Here is a 13116-nt window from a genome sequence, read left to right on the forward strand (position 1 = left end):
CGGACAGCGGAAATCTCGGGGAATCCTGACGAGGTGCGGGGGACACGAGCGGCGCGCCGGCGTGTCAGGCCACCGGCGGTCGGGAAAGGACCGGGCGGGCGGGGCGGCGTCCGGCCTCCCGGAGGAAGGCCAGCCCCCGGGTGGCGAGGGCGTCCTGGCTGGGGGCGAGCGGCCGCCACACGGAGGCGGCGACCGCGATGGTCACGTTGTGCGCGGTGAACGACTCGATGCACAGCGGCCCCTGGTGGCCCTCGTCGTCCAGGGCGTCGAGGAAGCCCGGCCAGTCCAGATGGTCGTCGCCCGGTGCGCCCCGGTCGTTGGCGCACACCTGGACGTGGAAGATGCGGCCGGTGGCCCGGCGTACGGCGTCGGGCAGTGAGCGTTCCTCGATGTTCTGGTGGTACGTGTCGAGAGCGATGCCGATGGTGCGGGCGGGCAGCCCGTCCAGCGCCGCCACCGTCTGGTCGACGGTGTTGAACAGGCTCGTCTCGTACCGGTTGAGCGGCTCGACGGCGATCCGGACGCCCGCCCCGGCGGCGTGCGCGACGACCGGCGCGATGTTCTCCCGCCACTGCTCGTACGCCCCCCTCCGCTCGGCATCGTCCATCCGCCAGGTGCGGCCGACGGCGGCGTATACGGGACCGGCCACGACCGGTGCGCCGATCCGCGCGGCCGCGTCGACGCACTGCCGCAGGTAGTCCTGGGTGGCGCGGACCGCGGAGGGCTCGGCGCGGACGAGATCGCGTCCCGACGGCATCACCGCGAGCACCGCGGCGGGGATGAGGCCCTGGTCGCCCAGGAGTTCGGCTGTGGTGGCGGGCTGCCAGTCGCCGGACTGCTCCAGCGGGATCTCGACGCAGTCGAAGCCCCACGCGGCCAGGCGCGGCAGCACCTCGGCGAGGGCCTTCTCGTCGACAGGTGAGTGCCAGATCCAGGGGTTGGCGCCGATCGCGCGCCGCGGGGCCGGTTTCACTTGCCACCCCAGTCACCGGGGTAGCCGGGCAGCTTCTCGCACCCGCAGGCGCCGTAGTGCAGGGGCGGCATGCCCTCCTTGTAGTACTGGTCGAAGTTGTCCTCGGTCACGACCGGCTGCGGCAGGGTCCACTGCTTCGGGACCTCCTGACCGCCCAGAATGCGCAGTGCGGCGATCACGGGCGTGCGCCACTGGAAGGTCGGGTACGCCGGTGCGATGGCGGTGAGGTCCTTGTCCTTCCACGCCTGGAGGAAGTCCTGCTGGTCCTCGCCGGTGATGGGCGGCACGTCCTTGCCCGCGTCCTCGAACGCCTCGACGGCCGCGACGGCGGTGGCACCGGAGTCCATCCAGACCCCGTCGATCGTGCCGTGGCGGGCGAGTGCGTCGGTGACGATCGATTTGGTCTTCGAGGGGTCGCCGTCGGTGAACTTCACCTCGGCCACCTTGAGTCCGGCCTTGTCGAGGGCCTTCTCCGCCGCGCCCCAGCGGTTCTCCAGGACGTCCACACCGGGCGAGATGCGCAGCGCGACGATCTTGCCGCCTCTGTCCACCTTGTCGACCAGGAAGTCGGCCGCTGCGGCGCCGTAGGCATAGCCGCCGATGGGGCTGATGAAGGTGACTCCGCAGTCGGTCTGCACGCCCCGGTCGAAGACGATCACCGGTAGCTTGCCGCATGCCTCCTGCACCGCCGGAGTCAGGGTGGCGGTGGTGTTGGGAGAGACGATCAGCGCGTCGCAGTCCTTGCCCGACAGCTCCTGGATGTCCGATATCTGTTTGTCGTCCTTGCCCTGCGCGTCCAGAACGGTGAACTTCGTGATCCCGTCGTGCAGTTCCACCTCCGCCTTCATGTTCTTGAGCCCCACCTGGCGCCAGGGGTTGAAGACGCCGGCGTTGGAGAAACAGAGGTGGACGTCTTTTGCGCCGCCCGTCTTGGCGTACTTCGACGTGTCGGTCATCTCCGGGTCCAGCATCTGCTCCCAGGGCTTGTCCGCCGGGCCCTGAGGTGTTGTCCCGGCGAGGGTGAGCTGGCGCTCGTACGCCGCCGGATCGAAGAACTCCGACCCTCCATCGTTCTTCTGCGACTGTGCCGAGGCGGTGGCGCCGCCCGCCGCGTCGTCCTGTGGTACGTCGGACGAGCAGGACGACAGCAGCGCCGCGGCCAGCAGGGCGGCGAGTGGGACGGCTGGACGGGCGTAGCCGCCGGGGCGTCCGGTGCGAGGTGCTCGGCTCATGAGGAGGTGCCTCCGGATGGTTGTGAGCGGTGACGGCGTAAGCGGTTCGGTCCCGGACGCCCGGCGGCTCCGAGACCGACGGCCGTTATGACGATGACGCCCTGGACGGTGGACTCCAGCGCGCCCGAGACGCCCAGGAGGTTGAGGAGTGTGAAGAGCGCCTGGAGGGAGAAGGCCCCGGCCATGGCGGCCACCACGGAACCGCGCCCGCCGCCGAGGAGGACTCCGCCCAGCACGACCGCGGTGATGGCCTCGAACTCCATGCCGCGGCCGGCCTGGGCGGAGACGCCGGAGAAGCCCGCGACCAGCACCGCCGCCAGGGCCGCGGCCGTGCCCGAGAGCACGAACGCGAGAGTGCGGACGCGGGGCACGCGAACGCCCGCGAGGGCCGCCGCGCGTTCGCTGTCCCCGGTGGCGAGGAGCGTGCGGCCGAAGTCGGAGCGCATCAGCCACACCGCGGCGGCGCCGACCACGGCGCAGGCGATCACGGCCCAGGGCAGCCAGCCCCCCGCGGCGCCACGGCCGAACTCCCGGAAGTTCTGGGGCAGTACGCCCTGCGGAGAGCCGCCGGTCCAGTAGAAGACGGCACCTTCGAGGATCAGCATCATGCCGAGGGTGCTGATGAACGACGGCACTCGGAGCCTGGTGGTGATGAGCCCGTTGGCCAGCCCCACCACCGCCCCGGCCACCAGGAGCCCGGCGGTGACGAGCAGCCAGGGCGCGTCCGGGTACGAGCCGTAGAACTCGGCCCCGGCCACCACGCCGGCGGTCACCACCGCGCCGACGGAGAGGTCGAAACCGCCGGAGACGATGACGAGGTACTGTCCGGCGGCGAGGATCACCAGGGGGGCCGCGCGTTTGACGAAGGCGAGGAAGCTGTCGGGCCCGTAGAAGCCGGGATCCGTGATCGCCAGCGCGACGAGCAGGACGACGAGGAGCCCGCAGACGGGGGCGCCGGTGCCCAGGCGCCGGACCGCCCGGACGGCGGTGTTCGGGGTGTGCGTCTCGGTCGTGGTGGTGGTCATGCGGACCGCTCCTGCCCCGGGACGCCCGGCGCCCCGCCCTGTTTCGCCCGTCCCCGGCCACCGCGGCGCGGCCGTGTCGAGGCCCGGCCCGGTCGGGGCCGGGCGTAGAGGGCGACGGCGGCGATGATGACGACGCCGCGGACGACGTTCTTGAAGAACGGGTCGACGGAGAGCTGGTTGAAGATGCTGTCCAGCACGGAGAGGACCAGGACGCCGCCGAGGGTGCCGGTCACTCCGCCGCGTCCCCCGGCGAGCGCCGTGCCGCCGAGCACGACGGCGGCGATCGACTCCAGGTCGTAACGGGCGTCCGTGCCCGCCCAGGGGGCGCCCGCGCCGAGCCGGGCGGCGAGGAACAGCGCGGCGGCGCCGACGCACAGTGAGCACAGGACGTGTGCGAGAACGACGGTGCGTCCGGTGCGCACGCCGGACAGCCGGGCGGCGTGCTCGTCGCCGCCGGTGGCGTACATGTGGTGGCCCACGCGGGTGCGCTTGGTGATCAGCCAGGCGACGACGGCGACCGCGACCAGCAGGAGCACGGAGACGGGCACGAAGCCGATGCGGTCGTAGCCCAACCGCCGGAAGGAGGCGGGTACATGGCCCGCCGGGCCGGTGTAGGTGTTCTCGATGTAGCCGCGCAGGACGAACGCCATGCCGAGCGTCGCGATGAAGGCGTTGACCTTCAGCCCGGTGACGATCAGGCCGTTCGCGACGCCGACGGCGGCGGACAGCGCGAGGACCGCCAGGATCGCGGTGAGGACGCTGCCGCTCGCCATCATCTCCGCGGCGACCAGGGTCCCGAGGCTGACGAGGTATGCCACGGAGAGGTCGAGGGACCCGGTGACGATCACCACCGACTGGCCGACCGCGACCAGGCCCAGGGCGACCGAGTTCTGGAGGATGCCCGTGATGGTGGACCGCGTCAGGAACTCACCGCCGTCCGCGGTCACGACGATCCAGCCGATGAGGGTGACCGCGAGGGCGGCCAGCCACACGGCGACCACGGGGTCTCCGAGGCGGATACGGCCCAGGGCGTTCGGTCCGCGGGGCGCGAGGGGTGCCGCGGATCCGTCCGGGACGGCCGTCATGCGGCACTCCCCTCGGACCTGCCGGCCGTGTCACCAGTTGCCAGGTGCATGACATTTTCTTCCGTGGCGCCCGCGGGCAGTTCGCCCACCAGCGCCCCGTCGGCCATCACCAGGATCCGGTCGCTCATCCCGATCAGCTCGGGCAGCTCGGAGGAGACGATGAGGACGGCGAGGCCCTCCCGGGCGAGTTCGCGCACGAGCGTGTGGATCGCGGACTTCGCTCCGACGTCCACCCCACGGGTCGGTTCGTCGAACAGCAGCACCCGGGGACGGGCGGCGAGCCACTTGGCGATGACCACCTTCTGCTGGTTGCCCCCGGAGAGGTAGCGCACCTCCTGGTCCAGGCCGCGGGAGCGCAGCGCGACCCGCTCCAGCAGCTCGGCGACCTCCTGTTTTCCGACGCCGGACACGGCCCGGGTGACGAGCAGGGCGTTGTCGCGCACGGACTGACGCAGCGCCAGGCCCTCGGCCTTGCGGTCCTCGGTGACCAGCGCGATGCCGACGCGGATCGCCTGCCGCGGGCTGCCGGGCAGCAGCTGTCGGCCGGCTACGGTCATCCGGCCGCGGGTGAAGGGCGCGGCTCCGAACAAGGCCCGCATCAGCGAGGTGCGGCCCGACCCTTGCAGACCGGCGATCCCGGTGACCTCACCGGCGCGCAAGGTCAGCCCGATGCCCGCGAGGCGCTCGTTTCCGCCGTCGGTGACGGTCAGCAGCGGCTCGCCGATCTCTCCGGGCTCGGCGCGGGGCGGGTAGTAGGAACCCAGTTCACGGCCGACCATGGCCCGCACCACCTCACCGGGCGTGGTCTCGGAGGTGGTGAGGGCGGCGACCTTGCGGCCGTCCTTCAGCACGGTGATGCGCTGGGAGAGGTCGAAGACCTCCCGCAGCCGATGGCTGATGTAGAGAATGCCGATGCCGCGGGCGGCGAGCCGGCGGATCAGTGCGTACAGCAGCTCCACCTCGTGGTCGGCGAGTGGTGCGGTCGGTTCGTCCATGACCAGGACGCGGACCTCGGAGGCGGCCAGCGCCTTGACGATCTCCACTGTCTGCTGCCGGGCCACCGACAGATCCCCGACCTGGGTACGGGGGTCGATCCCGGTCTCGCCCAGCTCGGCGAGCAGTTCGGCGGTGCGCCCCTCCATCGCCCGTCTGTCGACCAGTCCCCGGCGCACCGGCTCACGGCCGAGGAAGACGTTCTCCGCGACGGTGCGGTACGGGAGGAGGGCGAACTCCTGATGGATGAGAGCGATTCCGGCGGCTTGTGCTTGTACGGGGTGGGAGAAGGTGCAGGTGGTGCCGTCAAGGGTGATGGTGCCCTCGTCAGGGGCGTGCTCCCCGGCGAGAACCTTCATCAACGTGGACTTGCCCGCGCCATTCTCTCCGACCAGGGCGTGAACCTCGCCCGGCTCCAGGTCGAGTGACACTTCGTGTAACACCCTCGCCCCGAGGAAGCTCTTCGAGACACTGCTCATCGTCAGCATGTTCGGCAGGATTGCGAGCGAACTTTGTCCTGTCAACAGATAAAGCAAGAAATTGTGCGGCCCGGCGCTCCGCACTTTGCTTGATCATCGAACAAAGTGTGGTCCGCGATCGAGACGATCTCTACAGTTGCTTTGGTGAATGCATTCTTCTTTTCGGCGCTTTCGTCCGATCATCGCTCCGCGTCGGGTTCGCTCCCGGGGCAGACGCCCGGCGAGGTGTTGGCGCTGATCGGTTCCGGCGTCGCCGTCACCCGCGCCGAGATCGCCCGGCGCACCGGGCTCGCCCGCTCCACCGTCTCCCAGCGTGTCGACGCCCTCATCGCCCATGGTTTCGTCGACGAGGGTTCTGATGCGCCCTCGACCGGCGGCCGCCCACCGCGCCGGCTCGCCCTGCGCATCCACGGGCACGCCATCGCCGGTGTCGACATCGGGGCCTCGCACTGCCGAGTGGGGCTGCTCGACGTCAGTGGCAATCTGCTCGTGGCCAGAGAGGACCCGCTGACCATCGCGGACGGGCCCGAGACGGTCCTCGGCCATGTCGAGCGGACCCTGCGTGCGCTGCTCGAAGCAGCCGACGTCAAGGCAACGCGGACACTGCGGGCCATCGGCGTCGGCGTGCCCGGCCCGGTCGAGTTCTCGTCCGGCCGGCCTGTGGATCCGCCGATCATGCCGGGTTGGCATCACTACCCCATTCCTGGATTCTTCGAGGAACGCTTCGGCGTCCGGGCGCTCGTGGACAACGACGTGAACGCCATGGCCCTGGCCGAGCAACGCCGTGCCTTCCCCGGCACGCTGCACCTGCTGTACCTGAAGGTCGGCACCGGCATCGGCTGCGGCATCGTCGCCGACGGCAGTATCCACCGGGGCGCGCGAGGGTCGGCCGGAGACATCGGGCACATCCGCGTCGGTGAGCGGGATGAGCCGTGCCGCTGCGGCAACTCCGGTTGTCTGGAGGCCGTCGCCGGTGGTGCGGCACTGGCCGAGCGGCTGCGGGAACTCGGGCTGGAGGCCGCGGGCAGCCTCGACATCGTGCAGTTGGTCAGGGAGGGCAACCCCGATGCCGTCAGGATGGTGCGTGAGGCCGGCCGTGCGGTCGGCGAGGTGCTGTCGGGGCTGGTGAACTTCTTCAATCCGGAGACGGTCGTTGTCGGCGGCGCCCTCGCCGCGGTGCACGACCAACTCCTCGCGGGCATCCGCGAGGCGGTCTACCGCCGGTCCAGCCCCCTGGCGACCGACGTCCTGCGGATCGAGCCGAGCCGGATCGGCGAGAACGCGGGCGCGATAGGCGCCGGCACCCTGGCGATCGAGCACGCACTGTCACCCGCTCAGGTCGACCGCGCCCTCGCGACGGACGCGACAGCAGTGTGAACGCGTACGACGCAAGGGCGCGAACCCGACGACCTGTGGCCAAGCGTCCGGCGAGCGCGACACGGCCTGAAGGGTGGCCGCGACGGGGTCAGGAGGCGCGGATCCAGAACTGGATCGCGTGCGGGGGAGTGACCGCCATGGTGGTCCCCTCTTCGCTCTGGTATTCGCGTTGTCGGTGGTCGGCCCGGTCAGGATGCGCCGGTCGACCAGGGCCCAGGGCTTGTCGACGGTGTAGCGCACGGAGTTCCATGGCAGGTGTTTCACGAAGCCCGCGATGCCGTTTCGTTCTGCGGGTTGTACATCCAGTGGCCGGGGGCGAGGCCGGGAAACCGGGAGAAGTCCGTTTCGTGGGGCGGGCGACGGAATCCGAGGGAACAGCCGGACGATTCGGAGTTGCCGACGGGCTTCAGCGCATGGAGGCAGAACCAGGTGGGGGAGCCCTGGGAGGTCGTCCAGTTCATGATCGACCGGGCATTGTTGGTGCATAGCCGGTCGGACGCTCCCCCTTTCAGGTACGCGAATTCGTTGGTGAACACCGGCGTGCCGAGCGCTGGATCAACTCGGCGAAGGAAGCGAACCCAGGACGGTCTCGGGAAAGCAGAAGCTGATCTCCGCACATCGTTCCCCGACGCCTTTTCGTCTCCGGCCAACCCGCCCCGCACGAGGCGACGCGAGACCGCATGGACAGCCCTTAGGTGAGGGCGAGCTGCGCGCCGAACTCTTCACGGCCCTGGCCGCCGGACGCCGGGCCGCTTCCCTCGGTGGCCGGTCCGCGGGAGTGGGGGCCGGGCCGGTCGCGATGCGCGCCGAACGGGGTCGAGCCCCTGGGGATCTGGGCGGCGACCGGCAGGCGGTCTTGTGGTTCCGCGGCGCCGGAGAGGGCTCCGGGGCGCTCCACGTCCTCGCCTCCGGACTGGCTGCACGGGACACCCAACCGCAATTTTGACACGACCTTGACAATTTAATTCCCCGTTGCCAGCATGCAAAAAGCCTCCCGGGCCACGGCGTTGGAGCGCTCTCCGGAAGTAAGAAGCTGCCTGCGCCCGGCACCGGCGCAGTCAGCGCCCACCCGGACTCGGCATGTCGGCACCTCGTACGCTCCGCCGCCGGGCTCAGTACCCGTACGTCGCAAAGCGCGACAGCGCCTTGCCTGACCGACCCCACGCGCCGTCAGGAAGGAACCATCCGGCCATGTCCCCCGCACTCCCACGGTGGTCCAGACACGCCATCGCCCTCGCCGCGCTCCTCGCGGCCACGCTCACTGTGCCCGCCGCCGGCCCGGCCCTCGCCGCCGGTCCCGGGGCCCGTGCCCCGCGCGCCGCGGCCGACATTCCCGCCGCCGACTACCAGCAGGTCCAACTGGCCCTGGGGGCAGCCGAACTGGGCGAGGCCATGTCGCTCGCCGTGCTGCCCGACCGCTCCGTGCTGCACACCGCTCGCGACGGCACGGTCCGGCTGACCGACGCCGCGGGCTCCACGAAGACGGCGGGCAAGCTCGACGTCTACACCCACGACGAAGAGGGCCTCCAGGGCATCGCCGTCGACCCCGGTTTCTCGACGAACCGCTATGTCTACCTCTACTACTCACCGCTCCTGAACACCCCGCCCGGCGACGCCCCCACCACCGGCTCGGCCGCCGACTTCGCACCGTGGAAGGGGCACCTCAACCTCTCCCGCTTCGTCCTCAAGGCCGACGGCACGCTCGACCCCGGCAGTGAGAAGGTCGTCCTGGAAGTGGAGAGCGACCGGGGCCAGTGCTGCCACGTCGGCGGGGACATCGACTTCGACGCCGCCGGGAACCTGTATCTGACCACCGGAGACGACACCAACCCGTTCGAGTCGGCCGGCTACGCGCCGATCGACGAACGCACCGAACGCAACCCGCAGTTCGACGCCCAGCGCTCCTCCGGCAACACCAACGACCTGCGCGGCAAGCTGCTGCGGATCAAGCCCACGGCGGACGGGGGCTACACCGTCCCGGCGGGCAACCTCTTCGCACCCGGCACCGCGAACACCCGCCCGGAGATCTACGCGATGGGCTTCCGCAACCCGTTCCGGATGTCCGTCGACAAGAAGACCGGTGCCGTCTACATCGGCGACTACGGCCCGGACGCCGGAACCACCGACCCGAACCGGGGCCCCAGTGGCCAGGTCGAGTTCAACCGCGTCACCCAGCCCGGCAACTTCGGGTGGCCCTACTGCACCGGCACCAACACGGCCACGGAGACGTACGGCGAATACACCTTCCCCAGCGGCCCCTCCGGCGCGAAGTACGACTGCGCCTCCGGCCCCGCCAACAACTCCTTCCGCAACACCGGTCTCTCCACCCTGCCGCCCGCCCAGCCCGCCTGGATCCGGTACGCCGGTGACGCGGGCTCCCCGCCGGAGTTCGGCGGCGGCTCCGAGTCCCCGATGGCCGGACCCGTATACAACTTCGACGCGGACCTCGACTCCGCCGTGAAGTTCCCCGCCTCCCTCGACGGCCGCTTCTTCGCCACCGAGTACGGCCGCAAGTGGATCAAGCCGGTCGAGGTCAAGGCCGACGGATCACCGGGCGTCATCGACACCTTCCCGTGGACCGGCACCCAGGTCATGGACTCCGCGTTCGGACCCGACGGCGCGCTCTACGTCCTCGACTACGGCACCGGCGCCAACAACCAGGCCCTCTACCGGGTGGAGTACCTCGCGGGCAGCAACCGGTCCCCGGTCGCCCGGGCCGCCGCCGACAGGACGTCCGGGCCCACCCCGCTCGCGGTGGCCTTCTCCTCGGCGGGCAGCGCCGACCCCGAAGGCGGAAACCTCAGCTACGCCTGGGACTTCGGCGACGGAGCCACCTCCACCGACCCGGACCCCAGCCACACCTACACCACCGCCGGGACCTACACCCCGACGCTGACCGTGACCGACCCCGAAGGCCTCACCGGCTCCACCAGCCTGGTCGTCACGGCGGGCAACACCGCACCCACGGTCACCCTCACCACCCCGGCGGACGGCAGCCTCTTCTCCTTCGGCGACTCCGTCCCCTTCACGGTGAACGTCAGCGACCCCGAGGACGGCACGGTCGACTGCTCCAAGGTCAAGGTCACCTACCTCCTCGGCCACGACAGCCACCGCCACCAGATCACCTCGAAGAACGGCTGCTCCGGCACCATCGACGTCCCCGTCGACGGGGAGCACGACAGCGCCGCCAACATCTACGGGGTCTTCGACGCCGAGTACACCGACGCGGGCGGACTCACCACGCACAGCGACTCCGTCCTCCAGCCCCGCCACCGCCAGGGCGAGCACTTCTCCGCCCAGAACGGCATCGAGGTCGCCCCGCACGGCCCGGCCGAGGGCGGCGCGACCGTCGGCTACACCGACAACGGCGACTGGGTCTCGTTCCGGCCGTACGTGCTCTCCAACGCCACCTCCCTCACGGCGCGGGTCGCCTCGGGCGGCGCGGGCGGCACCCTGGAAGTGCGGGCCGGCTCTCCGACGGGCACGCTGCTCTCCTCCCTGCCGGTCGCCCCGACCGGCGGCTGGGAGAACTTCGTGGACGTCACGGCGGACGTGAACAACGCCCCGGCCGGACCCACCGAGGTGTTCTTCGTCTTCACGGGCCCGACGGGCCAGGGCAGCCTCTTCGACCTGGACGCCTTCACCTTCACCACCCAGGGAGCGCAGGTGAACGACCGATGAGGAAGTCCCGCACCCGCCGACTCGCCTGCGCCGTCGCCCTCACCCTCGGGGCCGCCTTCCTGAGCCCCGGCGTCCAGAGCGCGGCAGCCGCCGACCCGTACCAGGTCCTGGTCTTCTCCAAGACCGCCGGATTCCGCCACGACTCCATCCCCGCGGGCATCACCGCCCTCGAACAACTCGGCGCGGCCAACGACTTCACCGTCACCGCCACCGAGGACGCGAGCGCCTTCACGCCGCAGAACCTCGCCGAGTACGAGGCCGTCGTCTTCCTCTCCACCACCGGCGACGTCCTGAACGACACCCAGCAGAGCGCCCTGAAGGGGTACGTCGACGGGGGCGGCGGCTTCGTCGGCGTCCACGCGGCCGCCGACACCGAGTACGACTGGCCGGAGTACGAGGACCTGGTCGGAGCGTGGTTCCAGAGCCACCCGGCGATCCAGGAGGCCCGCCTCACCACCGAGGACCACGTCCACCCGGCGACCGCGCACCTGGACGACACCTGGACGCGGACCGACGAGTGGTACAACTACCGCTCCAACCCCCGCGACAGCGTCCACGTCCTCCAGTCGCTGGACGAATCCAGCTACAGCGGCGGCGAGATGGGCGGCGACCACCCCATCACCTGGTGCCACCAACAGCAGCAGGGCCGCTCCTTCTACACCGGGCTCGGCCACACCATCGAGTCCTTCGCCGACCCGGACTTCCGCCAACTCCTCCTCGGCGGCGTCCAGTACGCCTCCGGGGCCGTCGAGGCCGACTGCTCCGCCGGTGACCCAGGCCCGGGTCCGGGCGGTGACAGCGCCGAGGCGGAGGCGTACACCTCCTCCTCCGGGGTCCAGTCCGCCGCCCACGGATCGGCCAGCGGCGGAGCCACCCTCGGCTACATCGACCACGGCGACTGGGCGGGCTACTCCTCCCTCGACACCGCCGGGGCGACCGCCTTCACCGCCACCGTCTCCTCGGCCGGCGCGGGCGGCACGATCGAGATCCGCTCGGGCTCCGCCACCGGACCGCTCCTCGGCGCCGTGGACGTCGCGCCGACCGGCGGCTGGGAGACCTTCACCGAGGTCACCACCACCCTGGCCGCCGGGACGGGCCCGCTGTTCCTGCGGTTCACCGGGGGAGCGGGCGCCCTCTTCGACGTGGACCGCTTCACCGTGTCCCGCGCCCCGGCCGCCGTGGAGGAGGGCTCGTCCGACGTGCACCTCTTCTACTACCCCTGGTACGGCACCCCCGACGGCCCGGCGGGCACCTGGCGGCACTGGCAGCAGGGCGGCCACACCCCGCCCGACGCCATCGGCGCCGACCTCTACCCGAAGCTCGGCCCGTACGACTCCGGGGACGTCGCCGGAGCCGTCGACCAGCACATGGAGTGGGTGAAACGGTCCGGCGCGGGCGTCATCGTCTACAGCTGGTGGGGACAAGGGGGGTACGAGGACGGCCTCGCCCGTGACGTGATGGACGCCGCCGCCCGCCACGGCATCGAGGTCGCCTGGCACATCGAACCGTACGGCGGCCGCACCGCCGCGTCCGTCGTCGACGACATCGCCTACCTGGAAGGGAAGTTCGGCGACCACCCCGCGTTCTACCGGGACGCGGCCCACGGCGACCGCAACGCCTACTACATCTTCGAGAGCCTGAAGATCCAGGACTGGTCGGCACTCGACGCCGTCAAGGACACCGCCATCGTCCTCGCCCAGACCACCGACACCAGCAAGGTCGACCACTTCGGCGGGATCTACACCTACGACGGCATCGCCGGTGCCACCGCCCCCGGCTGGAAGAACGCGGGCGACTACGCCAAGGCCAACGGCCTCGTCTGGGCGCCCTCGGTCGCCCCCGGCTATGTCGACGACCGGGCCGTCCCCGGCAACACCACCCCGACCCTCGGCCGCGAGGACGGCGCCTCCTACGACCTGGAGTGGAACAACGCCCTCGACCCGGCCGTCGGCGGCGACCCCACCTGGGTCTCCGTCACCTCGTTCAACGAGTGGCACGAGGGCAGCTCCATCGAACCCGCCTCCTCCAGCCCGCCCCCGGGCCACGGGTACGAGACCTTCGAAGGCGCCTACGGAAAGACCGGGGAGGCCGCCGAGACGGCCTACCTGGACCGGACCGCGTACTGGGCCGACCGGTTCGAACAGAAACGACGACAGGAGGGCGGCCGGTCCGGCGGAACCCGGTGAGCCGATGGCTGGTTCCGCTCCCGGCCCGACTCGGGAAAGAACCATGCTCAGGGCCCGCGGCTGACAGCCGCGGTCGGACGCCGGG

Annotated in this window: 9 protein-coding genes; 3 read left to right on the top strand and 6 right to left on the bottom strand. The window is 71.0% G+C overall.

Annotated features, from left to right (window positions below; genetic code table 11):
• Positions 1–64: 64 nt before the first annotated feature.
• Genes ACIRRU_RS11845 through ACIRRU_RS11865 form a run of 5 tightly spaced genes read right to left on the bottom strand, consistent with a single transcriptional unit; the run spans position 65 to position 5796 of the window.
• Positions 65–973: a sugar phosphate isomerase/epimerase family protein gene (locus ACIRRU_RS11845; RefSeq protein WP_403678920.1), complete on the bottom strand. Its 909-nt coding sequence runs from the start codon at positions 971–973 to the stop codon at positions 65–67.
• Entirely contained in the window at positions 970–2205 is a 1236-nt protein-coding gene (locus ACIRRU_RS11850; protein ID WP_403678922.1) for a substrate-binding domain-containing protein, read from the bottom strand. The genes ACIRRU_RS11845 and ACIRRU_RS11850 overlap by 4 nt, the downstream gene beginning before the upstream one ends.
• Complete coding sequence (locus tag ACIRRU_RS11855; RefSeq protein WP_403678924.1) at positions 2202–3230, bottom strand: ABC transporter permease; 1029 nt, start codon at positions 3228–3230, stop codon at positions 2202–2204. Before ACIRRU_RS11855 ends, ACIRRU_RS11850 begins: the two co-directional genes overlap by 4 nt.
• Positions 3227–4315 carry an ABC transporter permease gene (locus ACIRRU_RS11860; RefSeq protein ID WP_403678926.1) on the bottom strand — a complete coding sequence of 363 codons (1089 nt, stop codon included), beginning with the start codon at positions 4313–4315 and terminating at the stop codon, positions 3227–3229. The genes ACIRRU_RS11855 and ACIRRU_RS11860 overlap by 4 nt, the downstream gene beginning before the upstream one ends.
• Complete coding sequence (locus tag ACIRRU_RS11865; protein WP_403678928.1) at positions 4312–5796, bottom strand: sugar ABC transporter ATP-binding protein; 1485 nt, start codon at positions 5794–5796, stop codon at positions 4312–4314. The genes ACIRRU_RS11860 and ACIRRU_RS11865 overlap by 4 nt, the downstream gene beginning before the upstream one ends.
• A 96-nt stretch (positions 5797–5892) precedes the next feature.
• Here ACIRRU_RS11865 and ACIRRU_RS11870 point away from each other — a divergent pair, with 96 nt between their 5' ends.
• Positions 5893–7164, top strand: a complete 1272-nt coding sequence (locus ACIRRU_RS11870) for an ROK family protein (RefSeq protein WP_403678930.1) — start codon at positions 5893–5895, stop codon at positions 7162–7164.
• A 691-nt stretch (positions 7165–7855) separates the two neighbouring features.
• Here ACIRRU_RS11870 and ACIRRU_RS11875 read toward each other — a convergent pair.
• Positions 7856–8062, bottom strand: coding sequence for a hypothetical protein (locus ACIRRU_RS11875; protein WP_403678931.1), 207 nt, complete (start codon positions 8060–8062; stop codon positions 7856–7858).
• Positions 8063–8355: 293 nt separating this feature from the next.
• On the opposite strand from ACIRRU_RS11875, the gene ACIRRU_RS11880 reads away from it, so the two are divergent.
• Together ACIRRU_RS11880 and ACIRRU_RS11885 are read left to right on the top strand one after the other, a co-directional pair.
• Positions 8356–10845 (top strand): PQQ-dependent sugar dehydrogenase, encoded by a 2490-nt coding sequence (locus ACIRRU_RS11880; protein ID WP_403678933.1) that lies wholly within the window; start codon positions 8356–8358, stop codon positions 10843–10845.
• Positions 10842–13031: a ThuA domain-containing protein gene (locus ACIRRU_RS11885; protein WP_403678935.1), complete on the top strand. Its 2190-nt coding sequence runs from the start codon at positions 10842–10844 to the stop codon at positions 13029–13031. The genes ACIRRU_RS11880 and ACIRRU_RS11885 overlap by 4 nt, the downstream gene beginning before the upstream one ends.
• The last annotated feature ends 85 nt before the right edge of the window (positions 13032–13116 follow it).

The sequence above is a fragment of the Streptomyces sp. NPDC101181 genome, from assembly GCF_044767975.1.
GTDB lineage: Bacteria > Actinomycetota > Actinomycetes > Streptomycetales > Streptomycetaceae > Streptomyces.